We start from the raw sequence: 23,698 nt of genomic DNA on the forward strand, positions 1-23,698 counted from the left end.
GCCGCGCTCGGGTTGCGTGGCGTGATGATGCCGGGGCAGCCGGGCGAGGCCGACTACGACAGCGAGATCTACGACCCGTTCTGGGAGGTCGCGGTGGAGACGGGCCTGCCGCTGTCCTTCCACGTCCTCACCACCCGTGAGACCTCGCCAGTGCGCGGGCCCAGGCTCAACGGGTTCATGAGCATCATCCGCGCCAACCAGGACGTCATCGGCACGCTCATCTTCTCCGGGGTGTTCGAGCGACATCCCGAGCTGCGCGTGGTCTGCGTGGAGGCCGATGCCGGATGGGTGCCGCACTGGATGTACCGGGCGGACCACGCCTTCAAGCGCCACCGTCACTGGCTGCCGGCGGGGGCGTTGTCGCGGCTGCCGAGCGAGTACTTTCGGGACAACGTCTACACGACCTTCCAGGATGACTGGGTGGCGTTCCGGATGACAGAGATGGTCAACGTCGAGCGGCTGATGTGGGCGAACGACTTCCCGCACAGCGATTCGACGTGGCCCTGGTCGCAGGAGATGCTGGCCGAGCACACTGAGGGGTTGCCTGATCGGGACAGGAGCCGCATCCTGCACGACAACGTGGCCGAGCTCTACCGGCTCGGATGACCGGGTAGCGACGCGTGCGGGGGGACTCCCAATCGCGGTCCGTCGACGAGGCCGTGCTCTCGCTCGGAGTCGACCTCGGCGCCGAGGGTCGGTTGGAGCGGTTGGCGACGGCAGCGCGAGGACTCGTCGGTGCGCGGTACGCCGCAGTCGGCATCCCCGACGACGAAGGGGAGTTCGCCCAGTTCGTGACCTCGGGCCTGAGCGACGAGGCGGTGGCCGCCATCGGGCCGCTCCCGAGAACCCACGGGCTGCTGGGCGCCATCCTGCAGGACGGCAAGGCCTATCGCAGCGACGAGATCCAGTCCGACCCGCGCTTCGTGTGGTGGCCAGCCGCCCATCCCCGCATGGGCACGTTCCTCGGCGTCCCCGTTGAGGTCGAGGGACGGGTCATCGGGGCTTTCTATCTGGCCGACAAGATCGACGGTGGGTGTTTCGACGACGTCGACCAGGAGCTGATCGAGGCGTTCGGGGCGCGCGTCGCGCTGGCACTGGAGAACGTCCGCCTCCACGAGGAGCGGCTGGAGCTCGGTGTGGTCGAGGAGCGCAACCGCCTGGCCCGGGAGCTGCACGACTCCGTGACCCAGACGCTGTTCACATCCGTTCTGTTGTCCGAGACGGGGCTCACCCTGCTGGGCGGCGAGCACGCCGAGGCCGCGGCGCAGCTGCGTCGTTCCCAGGAGCTGGCCCGCCAGGCGCTCGAGGAGATGCGGTCGATGATCTTCGAGCTGCGTCCCCCCGAGCTCGCCAGCGACGGGCTCGTGCCGGCTCTCAACACGCACGTCGAGATCCTGCGGCGCGTGCACCAGGTCCCCATTCGGGTCGCGGCGACCGGCGAGCGTCGGATACGACCCCGCACGGAGCGGGAGGTGTTCCGGATCGCGCAGGAAGCCCTCGGCAACGCCGTGCGCCACGCCCATCCGACCGCCGTGGATGTCAGCGTCGAGATGACCGCCAGGCGGCTGGTGGTCGTCGTGAGCGATGACGGCGTGGGCTTCGAGCCGTCCTCATCCGGTCTCCGGGCCCGCCACCTCGGGCTCACCTCGATGGAGGAGCGGGCCAGGGCGTTGGGCGGGACCCTGGTGGTGGAGTCTGCCCCCGGGGAGGGGTCGACCATTCGGGTCGAGGTGCCGATTGACGCCTGAGGTCCGGGTGGTGATCGTCGACGACCACCCGGTGGTCCGGCAGGGCCTTCGCACCTTCCTGGCGGTGCAGGAAGGGATCACCGTGGTCGGGGAGGCTGGCGACGGGGGCGAGGCGCTGGCGACGGTTCGGTCGGTGGCGCCCGACGTGGTCCTGCTCGACCTGGTCATGCCCGGCATCGACGGCGTCGCTGCCATTGCCCGCCTGATCGAGGAGAGCCCGGACACCAAGGTCCTCGTGCTTACCAGCTTCCCCGACGACGACAAGCTGCTGGCGGCGGTCCAGGCGGGCGCCGCGGGCTATCTCCTGAAGGACGTGGCGCCGGCCGAGCTCGCCGAGGCCGTTCGCGCCGTGGCGCGGGGTGAAGCCGCCTTGAGCTCGCGGCCGGCGGCTCGCTTGCTACGCGACTACGCCCACGGAGGATCGGGTGCCAACCCTGTGGCCCTCACCGGGCGCGAGCGCGAAGTCCTGATCCTCGTCGGTCGGGGGATGGCCAACAAGCAGATCGCCCGGGAGCTGTCGATCGCCGAGAAGACGGTGAAGACGCATGTCAGCCACGTCCTGAGCAAACTCGGGGTGGCCGATCGGACGCAGGCGGCGCTGTACGCGGTCCGGGTCGGCCTGGTCGATCCCGGCGGTGGGTCGTCCGGGGGATCTCGATCGTAGGAGGGCGGGCGCCAAGCCGGTGCTCAGCCCATGGTCCTAGGACCAATTGCCAGTCGCGGCTACGACTGGCGGCCGATGACGCGGAGCCTTCCTATCCGTAGGTTCGGCGTCATGACCAACACGACGACATCTCAGGGCGAACGGGTCGCCATCATCACTGGTTCCTCGAGAGGGCTGGGCCTGGCGCTCGCGCGCGAGCTGGCCGCCCAGGGCTGGCGCCTCGCGCTCGACGCCAGGGGCGAGGAGTCGCTGGCTCGGGCCGGTGCCGAGCTGAGACGGCGCACGACGGTGGCTACCGTCACCGGCGACGTGGCCGACGAGGATCACCGGGTCCGCCTGGTGGCCGAGGCTGCTCGACTCGGCCGGGTGGACCTGCTGGTGAACAACGCCAGCGTGCTCGGACCGACCCCGCAGCCGGCGCTGGCCGACTACCCGTTGGCTGAGCTCAGGCACGTCTACGAGGTCAACGTCGTCGCCCCTCTCCGACTGGTGCAGCTGGCCCTGCCACTGCTCGAAGCGGCGGGCGGTCGCGTCGTCAACGTGACCTCCGATGCCGCCCGGGAGCCCTACGCCGGATGGGGAGGCTACGGATCGTCGAAGGCCGCCCTCGAGCAGCTCAGCAACGTGCTCGCGGCCGAGCATCCCACGCTGCAGGTCCTGTGGGTCGACCCGGGAGACATGCGGACAGACCTTCATCAAGCGGCGTTTCCAGGTGAGGACATCTCCGACCGCCCGCCCCCGGAAGCGAGCGTTCCGGGTCTCCTCGCCCTGTTGGGCCGGGAGACGCCCAGCGGCCGTTACCGCGTCGAGGATGTCAGCGAGGAGGCGGTGGCACCGAGCGAGTTGGTGGTCACATGACGACGGCGACGGCGCCGTTGGACTTCGAGCTTCCCCAGGAGCTCGAGGCCCGCGTGCCGCCAGAGAGCCGGGGGCGGGGGCGGGACGACGTGCGGCTGCTCGTATCGAGGGGCGCGGCCGAGCCGGCGCACGCCTGCTTCAGGGACCTGCCCACGCTGCTCGAGGCCGGCGACCTCCTGGTGATCAACACCTCGGCCACGCTGCCGGCGGCGCTGGCCGGACGACTCGACGGCAGCGACGTCGAGCTGCACCTCTCCGGGCGGCTGCAGGGCGGTGATTGGCTCGCCGAGCTGCGTCGACCGGCTCGGCCGGCGAGCCTTCCCGAGCCCGGGGGCCAGAAGGGCGACGTCGTGTCGCTGCCTGGCGGGGGATTGGCACGGCTCGTGACCCGCTGGCGTGGCTCTGCCCGTCTATGGGTCGTCGCCATGGATCTGCCCGTGAGCGAGCTGGCGTTCTTGCAGGCCCACGGCCGCCCAATCCGGTACGGTCACGTGCCCAACGACTGGCCGCTCGCGACCTACCAGACCGTGTATGCCATTGAGCCAGGTAGCGCCGAGATGCCGAGCGCCGGGCGAGCCTTCACGTCCGACATCATCACCGGGCTCGTGGCCAGGGGCATCTCGGTGAGCCCCCTCGTGCTCCACGCCGGGGTGTCATCACTCGAGGTCGGCGAGCCACCTCCGCCCGAGTGGTACCAGGTCCCGGTAGCTACCGCCCGTCGCGTGAACGACACCCGCGCCGCCGGTGGCCGGGTGGTGGCCGTGGGCACGACCGTCGTGCGTGCCCTCGAGACGGTCGTCGACGACGAAGGCCTCGTGCGCGAGGGCGTCGGGTGGACGGAGACGGTCGTGACGCCGGACAGGCCGGTACGCGCTGTCGACGGCCTGCTCACGGGCTGGCACGAGCCACGCGCCAGCCATTTGCTCATCCTGCAGGCCATCGCCGAGCCCTTCGCCTTGGAATCCGCTTACCAGACCGCGCTCGACAGCGGGTATCTGTGGCACGAGCTCGGCGACCTCCACCTGATCCTGCCCGCAAGCCGCTAGGACACGACCTCTTCGCTCGCGTCGCGCCTGCTGGGTCCGTTGGAGGCTCCGGTCGCGTCGGCGGTGGCCGGTGGGGCTGGGGCCGGGAGCCCGTTGCCAGTGGCGCCGTCCGAGGCCGCCGACAGCGGCGCGGAGCCGAGGCGGCGGGCTGCGTCCTCGCCGAGGGCCTCTTCCTCACGCGGGTCGTGCCGATCTGTTCGGAAGAAGGTGGGGATCCACGCGGGCCGGTAGGCCGTCAGGGCGGCGACAGCGACGACCGCACCGACGACGGACCGGGCCACCCAGGTGCGGGCGATCTTGGACAGCTGGTCCAACCAGCCCTCACCGCCGGGAGCCACGGCGAACGTTGGCACGACGCTCGCCCAGACGATCGCCCGCTCCCATCGGTCGGCGGCGGTTGCGGCGATGAGCATGAGCCCCCAGGTGAGGTACCAGGGATAGAAGGTCGGTCCGAGGACGGCGACCACGATCAAGGCGCCGCCGAGCGCGGGGATCCATCGGGCCCGTGGACTCCGGAACAGGAGGTAGATGACGGCGGCGAGGGCGACCACCATGCCGATGTCTCGCCAGATGTGCAGTGCGGTCGTGAACGAGAGACCGAGGTAGTGATCGAAGCCGAACGCCATGTCGTTCACCACTGCCAGACGCGGTATGGCCGTCCCCGGTACACCAAGCGCACCCAGCCATCCCCAGCTCAGGCCGGAAGCGGCGGTCACCACGGCAGTGGTGCCCAGGGCTGCGACGCCGCCCCGGGCGACGGCGCGCGCCTGGGCCCGCAGCGACGGACTGTCCCGGACCATCCCCCACACGATGAAGAGGATGGCAACGGCCGCCGGCAGCTTGACGGCGGCGGCCAGGCTGCACAGCACGATGCCGGCCACGGGCCGTCCGGAGCTGGCGAGGGCGACACCCGCGGCCAAGAGGCCCAGCATGATGGCGTCGTTGTGGCCGGCGCTGATCAGATGCAGGAGGGTGAGCGGGCTCAGCAGGGCCAGCGCCAGCACGTGCGCTGGCCGCTGGCCGTGGCGGCGGGCGATGGCGGTGAGGGAGACCCCAGCCAGGCCCAGGCCGGCGCACGCGAGGAGCCGGAAGACGATCACGGTGCCAACGACCGTGTGTCCGCCGATCGTGGCAGCCACGCCGGCCAGGCGGAGGAAAAGTGGGCCGTAGGGCGACACGGTGTGCAGCCACACGCCGTGGGCGGCGCTCCGGAATGGGCTCGGCCCCAAGGCGTACGCCGTAGTGGCGTACGGGTTCAGGCCATGGTTCACGAGCTGGCCGTCGGCGGCGTAGACGAACACGTCGCCGCTGAACAGGGGCGGCCCGACGAGCAGCGGGAGGGCCCAGATCGCCATCACCAAGACAACGGGGCCGGTGGTCGGCCCGTCCGGCGATCGGGTGGCGCGGACCACGGCGAGCCACGCCCCCACGAGGAGGACGACACCGACGTAGAAGGCGACCAACGAGGGATTCTGTGAGGCGCCTGAGAACGGCGGGATCCGGAAGAACCAGGGGTCCGACCGGGCCAGGAACACCCCTCCGGGGTGGGTGGCCGCGATCGACGCCAGGAAACTGCCGAGGAAGCCCACCGTCGCCGGCGCCGCCAGTTGATGCCGCGACAGGCGCCGTGCCGAGGCCGGCAGCGCCCGGAACGCCGAACGCGAGCGCGAGCGCGCCGAAGGAGCCCACAGGCGGCGCTCAGCAGGGGCGCGCGGAATCGCGGAGGGTCGTAACACGTTCGCCATATACCCTAAGGCCCGCACCGTAGCCGGGCTGAGCACTGTTGGGCATGCATCCAGGTCGCGGGACCCCCGGGAGAGTCGACCCCCCCGACCCACGGCGTACGGGCAACTCAGGGCGCGTTCGGCGTGACCGTCATGTCCGCGCCCACCCTGATCGAGTCGATCAGGCGTTCACCCGAGCGCACGATGCCGCCAGGCCACACGACCGAGCGGACGACCTCGCCGTCCACCATCGCGCCGGGCCCGATGACGCTCGATCCGCCCGAGGCGGCCAGGTTGGCGGCCAGGTACTCGCCCGGCGTGCCACAGTCGAAGAAGGGGCGTGAGGTGGTGACCAGATCGAGCTGGCCGCCAGCGGCGAGCGGCCTCCACGACACCTCGTAGAGGCCCGACGGCCTGGGCTCCAGCCCAGCCACCACCGACCAGGGCATCAAGGCAGCGCCGGCGTAGGTGAGAGGGCCGAAGCCCCGCCCGTCGGCGCCCTCCACCATCAGGAGCCGGGTGCGGGTCCGGTCCCAGCCCTCGACGAGCTCGGAGAGGTCATGGCGCGGCCAGACGTCTGAGTTGAGGACGAGCACGGGGCGACCGTCGATCCAGCTCCGGAGCAACCCGAGCGCGCCCGCGGTGCCGAGGGCCTCAGGCTCTTCGACCGAGAGGTGGGCCCGCCCGGTCAGGTGCTGCTCCATCAGCTCGCGGCCGTGGTGCACGTTGACCGCGATGTCGGTGGCGATGGCTTCGGCTGGCGCGAGCGCGAGGTCCACGAGGGCGACGTTGTTCACCGGGCACAGTGCCTTCGGCCGCACATCGCTCAGCGGCCGCAAGCGACGGCCGGCGCCGGCAGCCAGCACGACGGCGACGAGATCGTCGGGCTTGTCGCCGGGAGGGGCGCTCGGGCGCGGTCCGGACACCGACGCCTACCAGATACGGGCGCCGCACCCGTCCCCGTCCATCAGCTCGCGCACGCGCCGGCGGGTGCCCGCCGACGCGTCGGGCGGAAGGGCGGCGAGCGGAAAGCGCTGACAGTCCTCGATCTCCAAGTCGCGCTTCTTGCCCAGAGTGAACGAGCGGCAGACGAAGACGGTGATGTGATCGCTCTTGCCGTCGCGAAAGCGACTGCACACGCAGAACAGCTCGAGGGGGCCAATGGTGGCACCGAGCTCTTCCGCGCATTCCCGCCGCACCGCCTCCTCTGGGGTCTCGCCCCTGCGGATGCCGCCGCCGGGCAGGAGCCACCCTGGCTGGTAGGTGTGCCGGACGAGGACGACGTCGTCGTCAGACACCAGCATGGCCTTGACCCCCAGCGTCACCGGCCGCCGGATGAGCCACGTCAGCCGCATCAGCTGGTAGGCCAGCCGGACCGCCCATTTCATGCCCGCCGACGCTAACGGCCGGCGGCGGGGTGCGGCGCCCCAGGGTGCTGGATTGACAAGCGGGGCGCCGATCGGCAATGAAACGGGGATGCCGATCAGCCCTGGGTCCATCGCCGTGGTGACCGGAGCCTCTGCCGGCCTCGGGCGCAGGATCGCGCTCGACCTGGCGGCGGCGGGCGCGGTCGTGACCGCCGTGGCCCGGCGGGAGGAGCCGCTGCGGGCCGTGGCGGCCGAGATGCAGCGCAGCTCGCCCGAGTCCGCCTTCCGAGTCTGCGACGTGAGCGATGCGCCCGGGTACGTCGCCCTCCTGGCCGATGTGGAGCAGCGCCACGGTCGGATCGACCTGCTCGTGAACAACGCCGGGGTCGGAGAGCAGGAGACCGATGGGGAGCCGCTCGAGAGGCACCGCCGGCTGATGGAGACCAACTACTTCGCCGCCGTGGCCGGCAGCCTGGCCGTGCTGCCAGGCATGCTGGAGCGCGGGCACGGGTCGATCGTCAACGTCTCGTCCGACGCCGCCCGGGCGCCGTCACCTGGCGAGCCCGCCTACTCCGCCTCCAAGGCGGCGCTCAGCGCCTTCAGCGAAGGCCTGTCGTACGAGGCCGAAGCCAGGGGAGTCCACCTCCACGTGCTGTACCCGGGTTGGGTGCCCACCGCCATGGGGCAGGCCGCGGTGGACGCGGGCATGCCGATGCCGCCGCGGTCCGTGCGACGCACCGAGGAGCAGGTATCCCGCGCCGTGCTTGCCGGCGCCGGCGGGTCGCGCTTCGAGATCGACGTCACCCGTGTGGCCAGGCTGGCGCCGGTGGCGCGCGTTCTCGCCCCTCGGCTCTACCGCCGGGCCCTCCGGGCGTCCGGCGGATAAACAGGCGGGGCGACGGCGGGCCGCCGGTGCGGCGCCACTGAGCAGGGAGGACGGCGCCTGTCGACGACCCTGTTGGGCTAGCCTGTCGGGGTCGGCCGTCCCAGGAGGCACAGACCACCGACGCAGGGTGGGCGGCGGCAGCTGGGGAGGTGAAGCGATGGGGAAAGGGCGCCTGGCCAAGGCTCGGCTGCACGTGCCTCGCCTGACGCGGCGGGTCCTCGTCGCCACGGTGGCGGCCAGCGCGGCGCTCGGTGGGGGGACTGCTGGCGCGTTGCTGTCGATCGGGCACCCGCCAGCTCACGCCGCCTCGGCGAGGACCGGGCACGCGCTCGGTCAGACGGCGGTCAGCGTCGATCCCGGCGGCCCGATCGTCATGGCGCAGGACCCCAGCCCCTCGCCGACGCCCGCACCGCCTCCATCGCCCGCCGCGGCCCCCGTTCCTTCTCCTCCGCCCACGCCGCCTCCGCCGCCGATCGGCGCTGCCGCGCTGTCGCAGATCTCGTACCCCTGGCAGCAGCTCGGCTACCAGATCGTCTTCCTCGGGCCGCGTCCGGATCTGATGGGCCAGACGATCTTCGACCAGCACCGCATCGAGGTCTACCTGCGGAATGGGGAGTCGAAGCTGATGATCGCCCACGTCATCGCCCACGAGATCGGCCACGCCGCCGACGTGGCCTACAACACGCCCGAGCGCCGCCAACAGTGGCTGCAGCTGCGCGGCGCGCCGACATCCGGCCCCTGGTTCGGCTGCGACGGCTGCGACGACTTCTCGTCGCCGGCAGGGGACTACGCCGAGACCTTCTCCTTCTGGCAGGTGGGCCCCGACGCCGACTACAGCCAGCTCGCTCCGCGACCATCGCCCGACCAGTTGAAGCAGCTGATCCCCCTGTTCTTCGCGGCGAGCTCGAGCACCTCGGGGAGCTCCGCTCCGTCGTCGCCGCCGTCGGGGGGCGGCTCCCGGCCGCCGCCGGGGTCCAGCCCCCAGCCTGGGCAGTCGTGCCTGACCGTCGTGTGCAGCTCTCGGGGCCAGGCCGCCCTGGCTTGAGCCCCCGGCTTGCCCGCTGCCGGAGAGCCGGGAGCCGGCCTAAGGTGGTCGGCAGTCGATTGCCGGTCGATGAGGGGCCGCGGGCCCAGGGAGGCACCATGCAGATCCGGGACAAGATCTATGTCGACGGGGCGTGGGTGCCCTCTGCCGGCAAGGGAACGATCGACGTGACCAACTCGACCACCGAGGAGGTCATGGGCACGGTCCCCGAGGGAACGCCCGAGGACGTGGACCGCGCCGCCAAGGCGGCGAAGGCCGCGTTCCCGTCGTGGTCACAGACCTCGGCGGAGGAGCGCTCGAAGTACCTGTCGCGGATCCAGGAGGGCCTGCAGGCCCGCATGGCCGATATCGCCAACACCATCGCCAGCGAGGTCGGCATGCCGATCAACCTGTCGATGATCATCCAGGCCGGTTTGCCGACGATGAGCTTTGGGTCGATGGCCCAGCTCGCCACCGAGTTCCCCTTCGAGGAGCAGATCGGCAACTCGCTCGTCGTCCGTGAGCCCGTCGGGGTGGTGGGGGCCATCACCCCGTGGAACTATCCGCTTCACCAGATCGCGGCCAAGGTCGCTCCGGCGTTGGCGGCCGGGTGCACCATCGTCCTCAAGCCCAGCGAGGTCGCTCCTCTCAACGCCTTCATCCTGGCGGAGATCATCGACGAGGTCGGTCTCCCCGCCGGCGTGTTCAATCTCGTGAGCGGCGCCGGGCCGGTGGTCGGCGAGGCGATCGCGTCGCATCCTGATGTCGACATGGTCTCGTTCACGGGATCGACCCGGGCGGGCAAGCGGGTCAGCGAGCTGGCCTCCGGCACCGTGAAGCGGATCGCGCTCGAGCTGGGCGGGAAGTCGCCGAACGTGATCCTCGACGACGCCGATCTGCAGCGTGCCGTCCCCGCCGGCGTGGGCGCCTGCTTCCTCAACTCGGGGCAGACCTGCAGCGCTCTCACCCGGATGATCGTCCCCCGTTCGCGGCTGGGCGAGGTGGAGGAGCTGGCGGTGCAGGCGGCCGAGACTTACACGCCGGGCGACCCGTTCGCCGACGGTTCGCGCCTCGGGCCGCTCGTGTCCGGTACGCAGCGGGAGCGAGTCCGTGGGTACATCCAGAAAGGTATCGACGAGGGGGCCCGACTCCTCACCGGCGGCGCCGAGCCCCCCGAGGGCCAGGAGCACGGCTACTTCGTTCGGCCGACGGTCTTCTCCGACGTGCGTCCAGGCATGACGATCGCCCAGGAGGAGATCTTCGGGCCGGTCCTCGCCATCCTCCCCTACGACACCGAGGAGGAGGCCGTCAATATCGCCAACGACAGCGTCTACGGGTTGGCAGGCGGTGTCTGGGCGGGCGACGCCGAACGGGCCAAGGAGGTCGCCCGCCGGCTTCGGACGGGTCAGGTCGAGGTCAACGGGGGCAGCTTCAACCCCCTGGCGCCGTTCGGTGGCTACAAGCAGTCCGGGAACGGCCGGGAGCTCGGCCACTTCGGCCTGGAGGAGTACCTGGAGGTGAAGTCCCTCCAGCTGTAAGAGGCACGTCGCCGATAGTCCTCCTGTTTCACCTTTGGTCGAAAGCGGCCGACCCGCCTACGGCCGACCCGCCAGCTTTCGACGCAAGGTGGAACAAGACAACTGTTTCGACGCTGATGGCGCCGGCGCCGGATCAGCCGAAGAGGTCGCGCATGGCGACGGAGACCGAGGCGTTGTTCAGATAGCTGCTGATGCCGAAGGAGTCCTCCAGGGTGCGCAGCAGTGACGCGTGGTCATACGCAGTCGTGATGCTCTGTCCGGCCTTGACCCCCGGACCGAGCGCCAACAACCCGACACGGCCGCCGACGCCCGGGTTGCCCCCTGGACCACCGTGACAACAGCCGGTCGTGTCGCTGGTCGAAGACTCGTCGGTCGTGATGACCAGCAGACCATTGTGGGCCTGGAGGTAGCTGAGAAGGGGCGGGACGTTCGCCGAGAGCCAGGCGTCGGCGGCCGCCAAGCCGCCGGTTGTCGTGCCTGCACAGGGATTGTCGTGCCCATCGTTGCAGGTGTCGGGCGTCACGAACGAGTAGGCGGGGACCGTGTTGTTGGTGATGTCGGTGCTCAGCTGGGAGTAGGGAACGTCGTGGGCCTGGCAGCGGGCGTCGTTGCCGACGATGTCGTTGTAGTAGAGGAACGGCACGTGCCGGTCGGCGTAGTTGGGGCCGGCGGGCGATGGACTCGCCCCCGCTCCCTGGTAGGGGTCGGTACCAGCCGCGGGACTGTAGGAGGCGTGCAGGCAGCTCGTGCTGATGCCGTCGGTGTACTGCTTCCAGCCGAGCCCGGCCGCCTCCAGCTGGTCCCCGACGTTGGCGCCGTTCGACATGGCCTGCTGGCCCTGGACGCAGGTGTAGAGGTTGACCGTGGCGCAGTCGGACCCGGTGAGCGGTTGGTCCGGCTGGCCGCTGGTCATGGCGATGTAGTTGTCCAGGCTGACGTGCCCGGTGGCGTAGTAGTTCGTCGCCAGCACGCCCTGAGGAACCAGCGACTTGAGGTAGGTGGCGGGGCTCGCCGGACCATAGGTGGAGTCGAAGCCCTCGTTCTCGAGGACGATGGTGACGATGTGGGAGTAGGCGGGGATGCCCTCGAGGCCCGTGGCCGCCGTGGCGGGCCCGGCCGACGTCGCCACGGTGAGGACGCTGGCGAGGACGGCGACACCGATGGCGGCCGTTGATCGGAAGGGCGGCCTGCTGAGGGTCTGGCGCATGGCGTCTCCTTCGCCTCGAGCGACCTGCTGACCTGCAAATGGCCCGTCCCTGGACAAAAGCCCCGGACAGGCGCGACTCAGTGGGTGTGAGCGGCGCCGGCCGCGGGGGCGCTGACTCGCTGCTCGTAGCCCGGCAGCGCCGTGCGATAGATGCAGCAGTCGCAGTTCATGACCGCGCCGCCGGTCCTCGCCTCGTCGAAGCGCTCGAGGACGAGTCGGCCCACGCCCTCGTCGGGGCCGAGCTCGCTGCCCATCACGACGTCGACTTCGGGATAACGATCGGCCCAGGCCCGGGCCTGTCGCCCGATGCGGTCGACCAGGAGCCCGGTGAAGAGGAAATAGGGGACGACGGCGACGCGGCGGGCGCCGAGTCGCCGGCAGCGGTCGAGGGCGTCGGTGACCGACGGACGCGCAAGGGAGACGAAGGCCGGCTCGAGCAGGCCGAGCTCCCCCGAGCCGTCGAGCAGGCGTCCGACCTTGTAGAGGTCGGCGTTGGCGTCAGGGTCGCTCGACCCCCGGCCCACCAGCACGACGGCTCGATCACCGGCGGCTTCGTCGCCGCCCGGGAAGCCGGTCGCGGCCGCTCGGATGCGGTCTTCGGCCACGGTGAGGATCGCGGGGTGGATGCCGAGGTCGCGGGCGTAGGTGAAGTCGACGTCGGGATGGCGGGACCGGGCCCGGGAGAGAGCGGCGGGGCCGTCACTCTTGAGGTGTCCGGCGCCGAGCAGCACCAACGGCACGCCGATCACCGACGTCACTCCGCGGCCGACGATGTCGTCGACGGCGGCGTCGAGGTCGGGTCGGGCCAGCTCGATGAAGCCGCACCCCATCGTGAGACGGGGCCGCAACCGTCGAACCACATCGGCGAGCATCCAGTACTGGTCGACACCTGCGGTAGAGCGGCTGCCGTGCCCGATGAGGAGCAGGGCGGGCTCTGGCTCAGCCACGGTCCTCACCGAGACCGGGAGCTCGTGCCAGCCGGATGATGGCGTTGACCGCAGCGGCGGCCACGGCCGAGCCCCCGTGTTCGCCCACGTTGGTGATCGTGGGCAGCCCGCTGGCCCTGGCCGCCGCCTTGGCGTCGGCGGCCCCCACGAAGCCGACCGGCAGGCCGACGACGAGCGCTGGCATGAACTCCTCCTCCGTCGCCATCCGCACCGCCTCGAGGAGGGCTGTCGGCGCGCAGCCGACCGCCAGCACCGCCCCTGTGGGGTGGCGGCGAGCGGCCAGCGCCATGGCCCGGGCGCTGCGGGTCGTTCCGGTGGCCGGCGTCGCGGCGATCTCGTCGAGATAGCAGACCGCCTCGGCACCGGTGATCCCGTGGCGGACCATCTCGACGTCGGTGACGACGGGAGCGCCAGCACGCACGGCCTCGACGCCGGCGAGCACCGCAGGTTCGTCCAGGACCATGGTGCGGGCGTACTCGGTGTCGGCGCTGGCGTGGATCACCCGGGCGACCACGGCGCGCACTGGGGGCGCGAGGTGCGACAGGTCGACGCGCTGGTCGAGCAGGCGGTAGCTCTCGATCTCGATGGGATGAGGAGTCATCAGTGCCAACCCTCTGACACGGCTCCGGCCGGGCACACCTCGACACAGGCCAGGCAGCCGGTGCAGCGATCGCTCACCACGAGCGGGCGTCGCGGTGCCGCCAGCAAGGCCGTCTCGGGGCAGGTCACGATGCACGCCCCGCACGCGGTGCAGCGGGTGTCGATCGTCACCGTGGATCTGGAGACGCCGCCGGCGCGCTTCACCGCCGGTAACCCCGCGGCGTGACCATCCTGCCGTTGGCGACGTGGGTCGCGGACGAGCCCACGATGAGGCACGTCGTCATGCCGACATCCTCGACGTCGAGCTCGGCCAGGGTGGTGAGGCGGACGCGCTCGCCACCGCGAGCGAGATCGGTCGCCACCCCGACGGGCGTGGAGGGTGCTCGGTACGCGAGCAGGATCCGGCGCGCCGCGCCGAGCTGCCAGGGGCGTCCCCGAGAGCGCGGGTTGTACAGCGAGAGGACCATATCTGCGCCGGCCACCGCCTCGAGCCGGGACTCGATCGTGGCCCACGGCGTCAGGAGGTCGGAGAGGCTGATGGCGGCGTGGTCGTGACCCAGCGGGGCTCCAAGGGCGGCGGCGGCAGCGGTGGCGGCGGTGATCCCGGGCACGATGTCGAGGTCGAACGGCCAAGCCGCTCCGTCGCTCGCCGCCGCCTGCTCGAGGGCGACCGACGCCATGGCGTAGACCCCCGCGTCGCCCGAGCACACCAGGGCCACCCGGCGACCGACCCTGGCCTCCTCCACCGCCAGGCGGCCCCGGTCCTCCTCGCTGCCGATGGGAGAGCGGACGATCTCGTGGTGCGGACCGATGAGGTCCTCGCACTGGTCCACGTACGGGCCGTAGCCGACCACGATGTCGCAGTGGCGGACGGCGGTCTCCGCCGCGGGCGTCCGGTGCCGACGGTCGCCAGGCCCGAGGCCGACGACGGCCAGGTACCCACGCGGGCGCTGCCTCCGCGCCACTGCCAGCGCGGCGTGGGCGGACGTGCGCTTGGTGACGACCAGCTCGGCGCCGGGGCCAGCGGCGAGGAGCGCGGCGGCCTCGGCGACGCTCGGCGTGCCGACCGCGGACTGCACCGTGGAGCTGGGCGTGGGCACGCTCACGCTGCGCAGCGTCTCGGCCGGGAACACTCGCAGGGGACGGCCGAGCGCGTGGATGGCGGGCTCATCGGCCCGGCGGTCGATGGTGGCAACCTCCGCCAGACAGGCGGCATCCAGCCCCGCTTCGGCCAGGCTCGTGGTCACCAACGCCGCCACCTCCTCGGGCGGAGCCCCGGTCGACGTGCCGATCCCGGCGACCAGCGTCGGGGGTCGCAGGACGGCCACGCCCCGACCGTTCTCCACGACCCGGTCGGTGATCACCAATCGCTCGGGTCCCGCCCCGACCGGCAGCGTCGACGGCAGCGGCCACGACACGACGTTGTCGACCGCCGGGGGGCGGCCGTCGAGGATGGCAGCGGTCACCCCGGCGACGTCTCCGCTCGCCAGAAACCCCGGAAGCGCGTCGAGGGGGCACGTGCCGGTGGCGTCGGTGGCGGTGGTGACAACGGGCTCGGCCCCGACGAGGGAGGCCACCTGCCGGGCGAGCGTGTTGGCTCCGCCGAGGTGGCCCCCGCACAGTGCCACCGCGAAGCGCCCGGCCTCGTCCAGGCACACCACGGCGGGATCGAGCCGCTTGTCCTCCAGGAGGGGGGCCACGATCCGCACGGCGGCGCCGGTCGCCAGTAGCAGCACGAAGGCGTCGACCTGGCGCCACCGGGCCCGCACGGTGGCGCCGGCATCGCCGTGGGCGTGCTCGAACGGCAGCCGCGTCGCCAGCAGGCGCCCGCGCTCGGTGACGCTGATGGCCAGGACCCTCACGGCGAGGGCTCCCCGAGCTCGGTCCCCTCGTCGCCGGGACCCGGCGGCCCCCACACCACGAAGACCGGGTTCTCGGCCGCCAGGCGCAGGGCCCCGTCGGGAAGACGCCGCCCCCGCGAGACGGCGACCTGCACCATGGCGCCCAACCGCTCGGCGGCGGCGACGGCCCGGTCGACGGCCGCGTAGGTCGCAACCACGCGTCCGCCCGGACGCAGGCGTTCGAGCACCGCCGACAGGACCGCGTGCCCGCCGCCGCCGACGAACACCCGGTCGGGATCGGGGAGCCCGTCGAGGGCCGCGGGCGCCCGGCCGGGCACGACCTCCACGGCGACCCCATGGCGGTCGGCGTTGTGGGAGATGCGCCGGGCGTCGGCGGCGTTCTCCTCGACAGCCAGGACCCGCAACGCGGGGCGCAGCCGGGAGCACTCGATGGCGACGCTGCCGCTGCCGGCGCCCACGTCCCATAGGACCCCACGGGACGGCAACCACAGCTTTCCGAGGGCGACCGCCCTCACCTCGGCCCGGGTGATCATCCCGTCGCGGTGCTCGAAGCTCCGGTCGGGCAGTCCCCAGGCGAGGCCCGTGGTGGACGGCGGGGCGGGCTCGGCCAGCAGGACCACCACGGAGAGGGGGTCCCACGTTCCTGCAGCCAGGCCCTGCAGGTCCACGAGATCGACCCGCTCCGTCGGAGTCCCCATCCGGGCGCACACCGCTATCCGTCGGTCCGTTGTGCCCAGCTCGAGGAGGGCCCGACCGAGCGCCTCGGGCGGCGACTCGGGCGAGACGAGCACCGCCACCTTGGGGTGGGAGGACGCGGCGCGGGCGGCGGCTGCCAGCGGGCGTCCGTGGGCGGAGACCACGGCGGCGTCGTCCCACGCCAGTCCAAGCCGGGCGAACGCCAGGGCCACAAAAGAGGGAGACGGGTGCACCTCCAGCCGCTCCGTCCCGAAGCGCGCTGCGAGCGGCCGCACGACGCCGAAGAACCCCGGGTCCCCGGACGCCAGCACGCAGACCGGTCCCGCCTCGGACTCGATCTCGTCGAGGGCGGCATCCAGGTCGGCGGTGAGCGGCACGGTGCGCACCGGGCCCGACAGCGCCAGCGCGGCGAGGTGGCGCCGTCCGCCCACGACAAGTGCGGCTCGCTCGATGGCGGACCGAGCCTGGTTGCCCACCCCGCACAGTCCCTCGGCACCGAGGCCGATCACGGCGATGCGTTCAGCCACGGGCGACCACCTCGGCCCCGTCGAAATCGACCATCCAGACCTCGACCGACAGCTGCCGGCCGACGTGGGCCTCGCAGGCAGCGCGGGCCTCGCGACACAACGCCTCGAGCGGGGCGGCGTGTGCCGCGGCCCGACAGGCCTCGAAGAAGTGCCGAGCGGTCGCCGTGGCCGTGGCGGCGTCGATGACGGGCGGTGGCGCCGAGGTCTCCCGGGCGACCCGTTCCATGAGGTCGTTGTCGACCTTCGACCGGTGGAAGTGCGTCATCATCACCCCGGCGGCCAGCTTGGTGATCTTCCCGGCCATGGCGACCAGCACGGCCCGGCGGATGCCGGCGGCCGCGGCGCGTCGCAGGGCGATGCCGGTGAAGTCTCCGACCTCCACGACGCAGACCGGGTCAAGGCGGGGGAGCAGGTGCAAGGCGGCCTGCTCCGAACGGCTGCCCGTCGCCAGCACCATCATCGTCTCGCCCTGAGCGGCGGCGACGTCCACCTGCTGGACGACCGACGCCCGGTAGGCCGCGGTCGAGAAGGGTCGGACCACGCCGGTCGTCCCGAGGATGGAGATGCCGCCGACGATGCCGAGACGGTCGTTGGTGGTCCTGGCCGCCATGTCCGCGCCGCCCGGGACCGAGAGGGTGACCACCAGCGGCTGATCGGTCACCTCGGCGGTGGCGATGCTGATCATGCGGCGGGGGACGGGATTGACGGCGGGTTGGCCCACGGCGAGCCCGAGGCCCGGCTTGGTGATCGTCCCCACGCCAGGGCCGGCTCGCAGCTCCGGGCTCGCCTCCGAGGCCGCGCCCCAGGCGACCTCGGCCGTGATCCGGGCCCCGTCGGTGCAGTCGGGGTCGTCGCCGGCGTCCTTCACCACGACGGCCCGGGTGGGAGCGCCACCCGGCTCGACCGCGAAGTCGACTCGACGCCCGTCGGGGAGGGCGACGTCGATCACAGCCGGGACCACGCCCGTAACGAGACCGAGGACCGCCGCCTTGGCCGCGGCCGACGCGCAGGTACCCGTCGTCCAGCCCGTGCGCAGGCCGCGCTGACCGGTCGGCGAGACGGCGGCCGGCTCCGCCGATCTCACCGCGCCCCCTTGCGGGCGGCCCGTCCTGGCCGGGCTGTCGGGCCGGACGTGCGCCACGCCGTCGATCCCCGCAGGGAACGGCGTCGGAACTGGTGCGAGAACGCCGGCGAGTAGAGGTGGCTCCGGGCCGCCTCGCCCCCGGCGGCGCCGGAGAGCGCCGGTCCCACCAGGACCAGCACCGTGGTCCGGGCTCCCGTCGTCAGCAGATCCTCCGCCAGGCGGCCGACCGTCGTGCGCACCACCGCTTCGTCCGGCCACGACGCGCGGATCACGATGACGGCCGGCGTGTCGGCGTGGTAGCCGCTGCCCTCGGCCAGCAGCTCGTCCTGGAGCTGGCGCGGCCGGGCGCCGGACAAGAAGACCGCCATCGTGGCGCCGTGCGCCGCGAAGGCGGCCACCGATTCGCGCGCCGGCATCGAAGCCGCCGTCCGCCCGGCCAGCCTGGTCATGACCACGCTCTGGGCCAGGGCGGGCACCGTCAGCTCCCGTCCGGCGGCAGCAGCGGCCGCGCCGAGAGAGCTCACCCCCGGCACGATCTCGAACTCGCGCCCGTTGTCGATGCACCACGCCATCTGCTCCTGGATGGCGCCATACAGCGCAGGGTCGCCGGAGTGGAGTCGCACGATCGCTGCGTCGGGGTGGTCGGCGTACACGCGGAAGACGTCCTCGAGCGTCATGGCGGCCGAGTCGTGGACGACGGCGTCGGGCCGGGTGTGGGTGAGGAGGGCCTCGGGCACCAGCGAGGACGCCCACACGACCACGTCGGCCCGGCCGAGCCGCTGGGCACCCCGCAAGGTGATGAGGTCGGCGGCGCCCGGGCCGGCGCCCACGAAGCTGATCACGGCTGCTCCTGTTCCGTGGGTCGGCCTCTCGGGCCGGCCCCGCTCCCTCGACGGGCGCGCGGCGGGACGATGACGGTGGCCAGGTAGGTGGCCGGACCGGTGGCGAGGTGGGCCAGCGGCCCGATGCGCTCGCCGGGAAGACCCAGCAGCTCGCCGATGACAGCGCCGTCGAGCCGACCGGCGCGCGAGAGGCTGGCCGCGATCTCAGGGACGTGGCGCCCGCCCTTGTAGACGACCACCGCCCGGGTCGGGTCGTCGATGGCAGCGTCGAGCGCCTCGGGCCCGTCGAGCGCGGTCACGAGCGAGAGCGACTCGGTGTCGTCGAGCAGCACGGCGCCGGCCTCGGCGGCCAGGGCCTGGAAGGCCATGATCCCGGGCACGGTGCCAATGTCGACCGCCGGTCGAAGGCAGCGCACGGCGGCGGTCAGCGATGAGAACGTGCTGTAGATGTTGGGGTCGCCGAGGGTGACGAAGGCGACCTGCTCGCCATCGTCGAGCCACGGGAGGAGCGCGTGCGCGGCCGCCAGATGAGAGGCCTCGCGTGCCGCCCGCCCACCGTGGGCGCCATCGGCAGTCATGTCGAAGACCAGTCGCTCCATGCGGACCTCGGGGTCGGCCTGACGGACGATGGCCTCGGCCCGCCCGACGGCGTCGACCGCGCTCGACGGCGCCACGACCCGGTCCGACTCGCCGAGGACCCGGAGCGCCTGTCGGGTGACCAGCTCCGGGTCGCCCGGCCCGACGCCGACCCCGACCAGGCGGCCGCGGGGCTCGGATGCGGCCGTGGCCATGGTTCGCCTCCGCGTGCACGCTGATCCTCGTCGCGGCCGGTGTCTGGCTTCCGGATCCCGGCTCGCCCCGGTCTTGGGGGTCGCTCCCCGGTCACAGTGGATCTCGCTCGCGCCGGTCTCCCACCGGCTTCCCGCGCTTGGCGACGGGCGACGATCCTACTGGTTGCGATCTAGGGTGGGGAGATGGGCAGAGGAGCGCGACCGAGGGTTCGCTGGCACAACGACCGCGTCCGGCGCAAGAAGGCGCGTCTGCGGCGCCAGGCGCTCAAGCGGGCCGAGTCGGCCCGAGCCGAGCAGCCCGCGACGGGGCCGTAGCTGCGTCGCGGCCGTCCTGTCGGCTCGCAGTGGCGACCAGCCGCTCGGCGGGACCCGGGTCGGCGCCGAGGTGGAGGTGGAGGTAGGACGCGAGGAGGCTGGGCGTGGCAAACCCTGCCGTACCGGCGCCGAAGCGCCCTTCGAGGTCGAGCGCGTCGCCCGCCGGATCCAGTACGGAATAGTGGAACTCGTGCCCGCGTAGCTCCGCGCCCGGTTCCGCCAGTGGCGAGGCCACCCGGGCGCGGGCCCGGCGATAGCCGAGGGTGAGGCCGTCGGTCATGTGGCCGATGGCGGGCACGACACCCGAGAGCGGCCGACCGTCGAGCGAGCGGGACAGCCACAGCAGCCCGCCGCACTCGGCCCAGGTGACCAAGCCGCTCGTGACCCGGCGCCGCACGTCGGCGAGCAGGGGAGTGTTCGCGGCCAGCGCTTCCAGGAAGACCTCGGGGAACCCGCCCCCGGCGTACATGGCGTGGACACGATCCGGCAGCGCCTCGTCGCCCGCGGGGTCGAACGGCACCACCTCGGCGCCCGCCTCCTCGAGCCGTTCGAGGTTGTCGGGGTAGCAGAAGCTGAAGGCGGGGCCGCCGGCCACGGCGACGCGCGCCGCTCCCGACGGCCGAGCGGAGTCGAGTCGACCAACTCGGCGGGTAGGCGCGGACCGGGCCAGGGCCACCAGCCCGGGCACGTCGCAGTGGCGCTCGATCGCAGCCGCCAGGGCCGCCAGTGACGCACCGACCTGGCGGCGGTGTTCGACGACGGGGACCAGGCCGAGGTGGCGCTCCCGCCACTGCAGGGCGTCGTCGCGGGGAAGGGCGCCGTACACGGGCAGGCCGAGGGGCTCGAGGGCCTCGCGCAGCAGGACCTCGTGGCCCGGGCTGCCCACCCGGTTGAGCACGACCCCGGCGACCTGGACACCTCGGTCGAAGGAGGCATAGCCGTGGACCAGGGCAGCGACCGACGTGCTCATGGCGGAGGCGTCCACGACCAGGACGACAGGGGCGTCGAGGAGGGCGGCCGCCTCGGCCGTGCTGGCCGCGGGCCGGGACGCCGGGCCCGGCGTGTCCTCTTTCGCCAACGCTGCCCCGTCGAAGAGGCCCATCACTCCCTCGACGACAAGCACCTCGGCCGACTCGGCGGCCCGGGCGGCCAGCGGCGCCACCGCCGACGCGCCGCAGATCCAGGCGTCGAGGTTGCGGGCGGGCCGTCCCGTCGCCAGGGCGTGGTAGCCGGGGTCGATGAAGTCGGGCCCGACCTTGGCGCTGGCGACGGCCATGCCCCGGCTCGCCACGGCCGACATGAGCCCGGTGGCCACGGTCGTCTTCCCCACCCCTGAGTGGGTGCCGGCCACCACCAGTCGGGGGCCGAGGTAGGCCACGTCAGTACTCGATGCCCTTCTTGGCCGTGATGCCCCGGTCGTAGGCGTGCTTGACCTTGCGCATCTCCGTCACGGTGTCGGCCAGCTCGACCAGCTCGGGAGCGGCGTCCCGGCCGGTGACCACGACGTTCGTGCGCGGGGCCCGATCGCGGATGCCCGACACCACGTCGTCCACGGTCACCCAGCCGTAGCTGACGGCGTACGTCACCTCGTCGAGGATGAGCAGGTCGTAGTCGCCCGAGCACAGCTTCGCCCTGGCCACCTCCCAGGCGTGGCGGCCCTTGGCGGCTGTCTCGTCGAGGTCGGTGGACTCCCACGTGAAGCCGTCGCCGAGGGTGTGCCATTCCACGCCCAGGTGGTCGGCGAGCTTGCGCTCACCGACCTTCCACTTCCCGCCCTTCACGAACTGCACGACGCCGACGCGCCAGCCTCGCGCCCAGGCCCGCCCCATCACGCCGAAGGCGGCTGACGACTTCCCCTTGCCGTGTCCCGTGTTCACCAGGACGATGGAATCGGCGCGTGCCATGCCCGGCACGGTAGTGTCGGCGCCGCAGCGCAGGGAACCCGGTGGGAGTCCGGGGCTGTCCCGCAACTGTGACCGGGGAGCGATCCTCACCACCAGGCCACGGCCCGTAGGGCGGGAAGGCCGAGGGGAGCGTCGATCCGGGAGCCAGGAGACCTGCCTGCCCGGACCCATTATCGGCAGGGTTGCGGAGGGACGCGTGGACGTCGTGCAGCTGCAGATCCGGTCTCGCCGGGAGAGCGGGCGAGACCTCCCAGTGCTCGTGTGGCGGTCGCCCTCACCGTTGCGCGCCATCGCCTCGGCGCCGCACGGCGGCGGGCTCGGGATCAGACGGTGGGTCGTGAACGCCCAGGTGCCCCCGTCCTATGCGCGGCGCGATCCCGACCACCACCTGGGCAAGCTCGGGGTGTCGCTCGGTCTGCCCGGCCGGGGCGTCGGGATGCTCACCGCCGCCGACGTGCGTCAATATGGCGTCGCCACCGACGGCGGTGTGGGCGTGGTGGCGACCGTCGGCCTCACCCATCCGGTGCTGGCCGCGGCTCCTGACGGTGCCCGCCAACCGCTCGTGGGCACGATCAACATCGTGGTCAGCGTGCCCGAGCGGCTGACCGACTCGGCCCTCGTCAACGCGGTCTCCACCGCGACCGAGGCCAAGGTGCAGGCCCTCTCCGACATGGGCATCGACGCCACGGGCACGGCTACTGACGCCGTCTGCGTGCTCTGCCCCGCGGAGGGGCGGCCGTTCGCCTTCGGCGGACCGCGCTCCACGTGGGGGTCGCGCCTGGCGCGCGCCGTCCACGCTGGCGTGCGTCGCGGGGTGTGGGAGCGAGAAGGGTGATCACTCTCGTGCTCGGGGGAGCACGGTCGGGCAAGTCGCGGGTGGGCGAGACGCTGGCGGCCGGCCTGTCGTCGTCGGTCACCTACGTGGCCACGACGGTGGCCGCAGACGCCGAGATGGCCGAGCGCGTCGCCGCGCACCGGGCCCGCCGGCCGGCGGGGTGGTCCACCGTCGAGGTCGGCCAGGGCGAGGACCTCGGGGCCGTGCTGCGTCGCCTCTCGGGCACGGCCCTGGTCGACTCGCTGGGTGCCTGGCTGGCGGGTGCGGCGTCGTTCGCAGTGGACGGCGACCGGCTCTGCTCTGACATCGCGGCACGCCCCGGCGACACGGTCGTGGTCACTGACGAGGTCGGCCTCGGGGTGCATCCGAGCAGCGAGATGGGACGCCAGTTTCGTGACGAGCTCGGCGCGCTCAACCAGCTGGTGGCCGCGGCTGCCGACGAGGTCCTTCTGGTGGTGGCCGGACGGGTCCTACCGCTCGAGCGGGTGTGAAGGTCTGAGGCCGATGCGACGGGCTCTCTCGTTCCTCACCCCCCTCGGAGGGGCCAGCCGGCCCACTGGCAGCGCGCTGCTGTGGTTCCCGTTGGTCGGGGCCGCGCTGGGACTGGCCCTGGGCGGGGTCTGGTGGGCGGCGGCGCGGGCATGGAGCGCGCCGGTCGCGGCGGCGGTGGTGGTGGCCGCGGACCTGGCGCTCACCGGCCTGCTCCACCTCGACGGGCTGGCCGACTCCGCCGACGGCCTCCTGGGGCACCTGCCGCGTGAGCGGCGGCTGGCGGTCATGGCCGATCCGGGTGTCGGGGCGTTCGGGGTCGGGGTGGTCGGAGCGGTGCTGCTGGTGCGCTTCGCGGCGCTGGCCGGGTTGCGCCCGTCCTGGCTGTTGCTGGGCGGGCTCTGGTGCGCGTCGCGGACGTGGATGGCGGTGGGCGCGCGCGCCCTGCCGTACGCACGACCCGAGGGGGGCCTGGCATCGGCCTTCCTCGAGGGGCCCGGCCGGCCGGCGATGGTGGGTGCGATGGGGCTGGCCGGCTCGTGCGCCCTGCTGCTGGCGTGGCACCCCGTAGCGGGAGCCGCATCCCTGGCCTCGGCGACGCTGGCTGCAGGCGGCGTCCTTCTCCTGGCGTGGCGGCGGCTCGGCGGCTTCACCGGCGACGTGCTCGGGGCGACGGGTCTGGTCGGGGAGACGGTCGGGCTCTTGGTGGCGGCCGCCCGATGGTGAGCGCCCGATGGTGAGCGC

25 protein-coding genes and 1 riboswitch are annotated in these 23,698 nt (G+C 72.6%); of the genes, 12 read left to right on the forward strand and 13 right to left on the reverse strand.

Going from position 1 to position 23,698, the window contains the following annotated elements:
* The 5 genes from VH112_10620 to VH112_10640 all read left to right on the forward strand — a co-directional run.
* On the forward strand, window positions 1-606 hold a 606-nt coding region (locus VH112_10620; GenBank protein ID HEX4540687.1), incomplete at its 5' end, for an amidohydrolase family protein.
* Window positions 607-620: 14 nt separating this feature from the next.
* On the forward strand, window positions 621-1,748 hold the full coding sequence (locus VH112_10625) for a GAF domain-containing sensor histidine kinase (GenBank protein ID HEX4540688.1): 1,128 nt from the start codon (window positions 621-623) through the stop codon (window positions 1,746-1,748).
* The gene (locus tag VH112_10630; protein ID HEX4540689.1) at window positions 1,738-2,412 is read left to right on the forward strand and encodes a response regulator transcription factor; all 675 of its coding nucleotides are present in this window, start codon (window positions 1,738-1,740) and stop codon (window positions 2,410-2,412) included. Before VH112_10625 ends, VH112_10630 begins: the two co-directional genes overlap by 11 nt.
* A gap of 111 nt (window positions 2,413-2,523) precedes the next feature.
* Window positions 2,524-3,270 carry an SDR family oxidoreductase gene (locus tag VH112_10635; GenBank protein ID HEX4540690.1) on the forward strand — a complete coding sequence of 249 codons (747 nt, stop codon included), beginning with the start codon at window positions 2,524-2,526 and terminating at the stop codon, window positions 3,268-3,270.
* Window positions 3,267-4,316 carry an S-adenosylmethionine:tRNA ribosyltransferase-isomerase gene (locus VH112_10640; GenBank protein ID HEX4540691.1) on the forward strand — a complete coding sequence of 350 codons (1,050 nt, stop codon included), beginning with the start codon at window positions 3,267-3,269 and terminating at the stop codon, window positions 4,314-4,316. The genes VH112_10635 and VH112_10640 overlap by 4 nt, the downstream gene beginning before the upstream one ends.
* Here VH112_10640 and mptB read toward each other — a convergent pair.
* The 3 genes from mptB to VH112_10655 all read right to left on the reverse strand — a co-directional run bounded on the left by mptB (window position 4,313) and on the right by VH112_10655 (window position 7,428).
* A complete protein-coding gene (mptB, locus tag VH112_10645) occupies window positions 4,313-6,061 on the reverse strand; it encodes a polyprenol phosphomannose-dependent alpha 1,6 mannosyltransferase MptB (protein ID HEX4540692.1) in 1,749 nt (582 codons plus the stop codon). The genes VH112_10640 and mptB overlap by 4 nt on opposite strands.
* Before the next feature lie 107 nt (window positions 6,062-6,168).
* Window positions 6,169-6,966, reverse strand: coding sequence for a sugar phosphate nucleotidyltransferase (locus VH112_10650; GenBank protein ID HEX4540693.1), 798 nt, complete (start codon window positions 6,964-6,966; stop codon window positions 6,169-6,171).
* Between the two features lie 6 nt (window positions 6,967-6,972).
* Window positions 6,973-7,428, reverse strand: coding sequence for an NUDIX domain-containing protein (locus VH112_10655; protein HEX4540694.1), 456 nt, complete (start codon window positions 7,426-7,428; stop codon window positions 6,973-6,975).
* A gap of 88 nt (window positions 7,429-7,516) precedes the next feature.
* On the opposite strand from VH112_10655, the gene VH112_10660 reads away from it, so the two are divergent.
* The 3 genes from VH112_10660 to VH112_10670 all read left to right on the forward strand — a co-directional run bounded on the left by VH112_10660 (window position 7,517) and on the right by VH112_10670 (window position 10,855).
* Window positions 7,517-8,293, forward strand: a complete 777-nt coding sequence (locus VH112_10660) for an SDR family NAD(P)-dependent oxidoreductase (GenBank protein HEX4540695.1) — start codon at window positions 7,517-7,519, stop codon at window positions 8,291-8,293.
* 157 nt (window positions 8,294-8,450) lie between these two features.
* Window positions 8,451-9,338, forward strand: a complete 888-nt coding sequence (locus VH112_10665; GenBank protein ID HEX4540696.1) for a hypothetical protein — start codon at window positions 8,451-8,453, stop codon at window positions 9,336-9,338.
* A gap of 98 nt (window positions 9,339-9,436) precedes the next feature.
* Window positions 9,437-10,855, forward strand: coding sequence for an aldehyde dehydrogenase family protein (locus tag VH112_10670; protein ID HEX4540697.1), 1,419 nt, complete (start codon window positions 9,437-9,439; stop codon window positions 10,853-10,855).
* Between the two features lie 133 nt (window positions 10,856-10,988).
* Here the strand turns inward: VH112_10670 and VH112_10675 are convergent, their stop codons facing one another.
* The 3 genes from VH112_10675 to VH112_10685 form a co-directional block, all read right to left on the reverse strand.
* The gene (locus VH112_10675; GenBank protein HEX4540698.1) at window positions 10,989-12,062 is read right to left on the reverse strand and encodes an alkaline phosphatase family protein; all 1,074 of its coding nucleotides are present in this window, start codon (window positions 12,060-12,062) and stop codon (window positions 10,989-10,991) included.
* A 77-nt stretch (window positions 12,063-12,139) separates the two neighbouring features.
* Window positions 12,140-13,009, reverse strand: a complete 870-nt coding sequence (locus VH112_10680) for a sirohydrochlorin chelatase (GenBank protein HEX4540699.1) — start codon at window positions 13,007-13,009, stop codon at window positions 12,140-12,142.
* Window positions 13,002-13,610: a precorrin-8X methylmutase gene (locus VH112_10685; protein ID HEX4540700.1), complete on the reverse strand. Its 609-nt coding sequence runs from the start codon at window positions 13,608-13,610 to the stop codon at window positions 13,002-13,004. The genes VH112_10680 and VH112_10685 overlap by 8 nt, the downstream gene beginning before the upstream one ends.
* Window positions 13,611-13,670: 60 nt before the next feature.
* On the opposite strand from VH112_10685, the gene VH112_10690 reads away from it, so the two are divergent.
* Window positions 13,671-13,835 (forward strand): hypothetical protein, encoded by a 165-nt coding sequence (locus VH112_10690; GenBank protein ID HEX4540701.1) that lies wholly within the window; start codon window positions 13,671-13,673, stop codon window positions 13,833-13,835.
* Here the strand turns inward: VH112_10690 and cobJ are convergent.
* The 7 genes from cobJ to cobO form a co-directional block, all read right to left on the reverse strand.
* On the reverse strand, window positions 13,810-15,471 hold the full coding sequence (gene cobJ, locus VH112_10695) for a precorrin-3B C(17)-methyltransferase (GenBank protein HEX4540702.1): 1,662 nt from the start codon (window positions 15,469-15,471) through the stop codon (window positions 13,810-13,812). The two genes, VH112_10690 and cobJ, sit on opposite strands and share 26 nt — an antisense overlap.
* On the reverse strand, window positions 15,468-16,694 hold the full coding sequence (cbiE, locus tag VH112_10700; GenBank protein ID HEX4540703.1) for a precorrin-6y C5,15-methyltransferase (decarboxylating) subunit CbiE: 1,227 nt from the start codon (window positions 16,692-16,694) through the stop codon (window positions 15,468-15,470). The genes cobJ and cbiE overlap by 4 nt, the downstream gene beginning before the upstream one ends.
* Window positions 16,687-17,778, reverse strand: coding sequence for a cobalt-precorrin-5B (C(1))-methyltransferase (locus tag VH112_10705; protein ID HEX4540704.1), 1,092 nt, complete (start codon window positions 17,776-17,778; stop codon window positions 16,687-16,689). Before VH112_10705 ends, cbiE begins: the two co-directional genes overlap by 8 nt.
* The gene (gene cobM / locus VH112_10710) at window positions 17,775-18,620 is read right to left on the reverse strand and encodes a precorrin-4 C(11)-methyltransferase (protein ID HEX4540705.1); all 846 of its coding nucleotides are present in this window, start codon (window positions 18,618-18,620) and stop codon (window positions 17,775-17,777) included. The genes VH112_10705 and cobM overlap by 4 nt, the downstream gene beginning before the upstream one ends.
* Window positions 18,617-19,411, reverse strand: a complete 795-nt coding sequence (cobI, locus tag VH112_10715) for a precorrin-2 C(20)-methyltransferase (protein ID HEX4540706.1) — start codon at window positions 19,409-19,411, stop codon at window positions 18,617-18,619. The genes cobM and cobI overlap by 4 nt, the downstream gene beginning before the upstream one ends.
* Window positions 19,412-19,676: 265 nt before the next feature.
* On the reverse strand, window positions 19,677-21,104 hold the full coding sequence (locus VH112_10720) for a cobyrinate a,c-diamide synthase (GenBank protein HEX4540707.1): 1,428 nt from the start codon (window positions 21,102-21,104) through the stop codon (window positions 19,677-19,679).
* Between the two features lies 1 nt (window position 21,105).
* Window positions 21,106-21,639, reverse strand: coding sequence for a cob(I)yrinic acid a,c-diamide adenosyltransferase (cobO, locus tag VH112_10725; GenBank protein ID HEX4540708.1), 534 nt, complete (start codon window positions 21,637-21,639; stop codon window positions 21,106-21,108).
* Between the two features lie 22 nt (window positions 21,640-21,661).
* Window positions 21,662-21,785, forward strand: a riboswitch (cobalamin riboswitch).
* 41 nt (window positions 21,786-21,826) lie between these two features.
* On the opposite strand from cobO, the gene VH112_10730 reads away from it, so the two are divergent.
* From VH112_10730 to VH112_10740, 3 genes are read left to right on the forward strand one after another with little or no spacing between them, the layout of a single operon-like run.
* A complete protein-coding gene (locus VH112_10730; GenBank protein HEX4540709.1) occupies window positions 21,827-22,465 on the forward strand; it encodes an adenosylcobinamide amidohydrolase in 639 nt (212 codons plus the stop codon).
* Entirely contained in the window at window positions 22,462-22,956 is a 495-nt protein-coding gene (locus tag VH112_10735; protein HEX4540710.1) for a bifunctional adenosylcobinamide kinase/adenosylcobinamide-phosphate guanylyltransferase, read from the forward strand. Before VH112_10730 ends, VH112_10735 begins: the two co-directional genes overlap by 4 nt.
* A 13-nt stretch (window positions 22,957-22,969) precedes the next feature.
* Window positions 22,970-23,680 (forward strand): adenosylcobinamide-GDP ribazoletransferase, encoded by a 711-nt coding sequence (locus tag VH112_10740; GenBank protein HEX4540711.1) that lies wholly within the window; start codon window positions 22,970-22,972, stop codon window positions 23,678-23,680.
* The last annotated feature ends 18 nt before the right edge of the window (window positions 23,681-23,698 follow it).

This window comes from Acidimicrobiales bacterium (genome assembly GCA_036270875.1).
Classification (GTDB): Bacteria; Actinomycetota; Acidimicrobiia; order Acidimicrobiales; family AC-9; genus AC-9.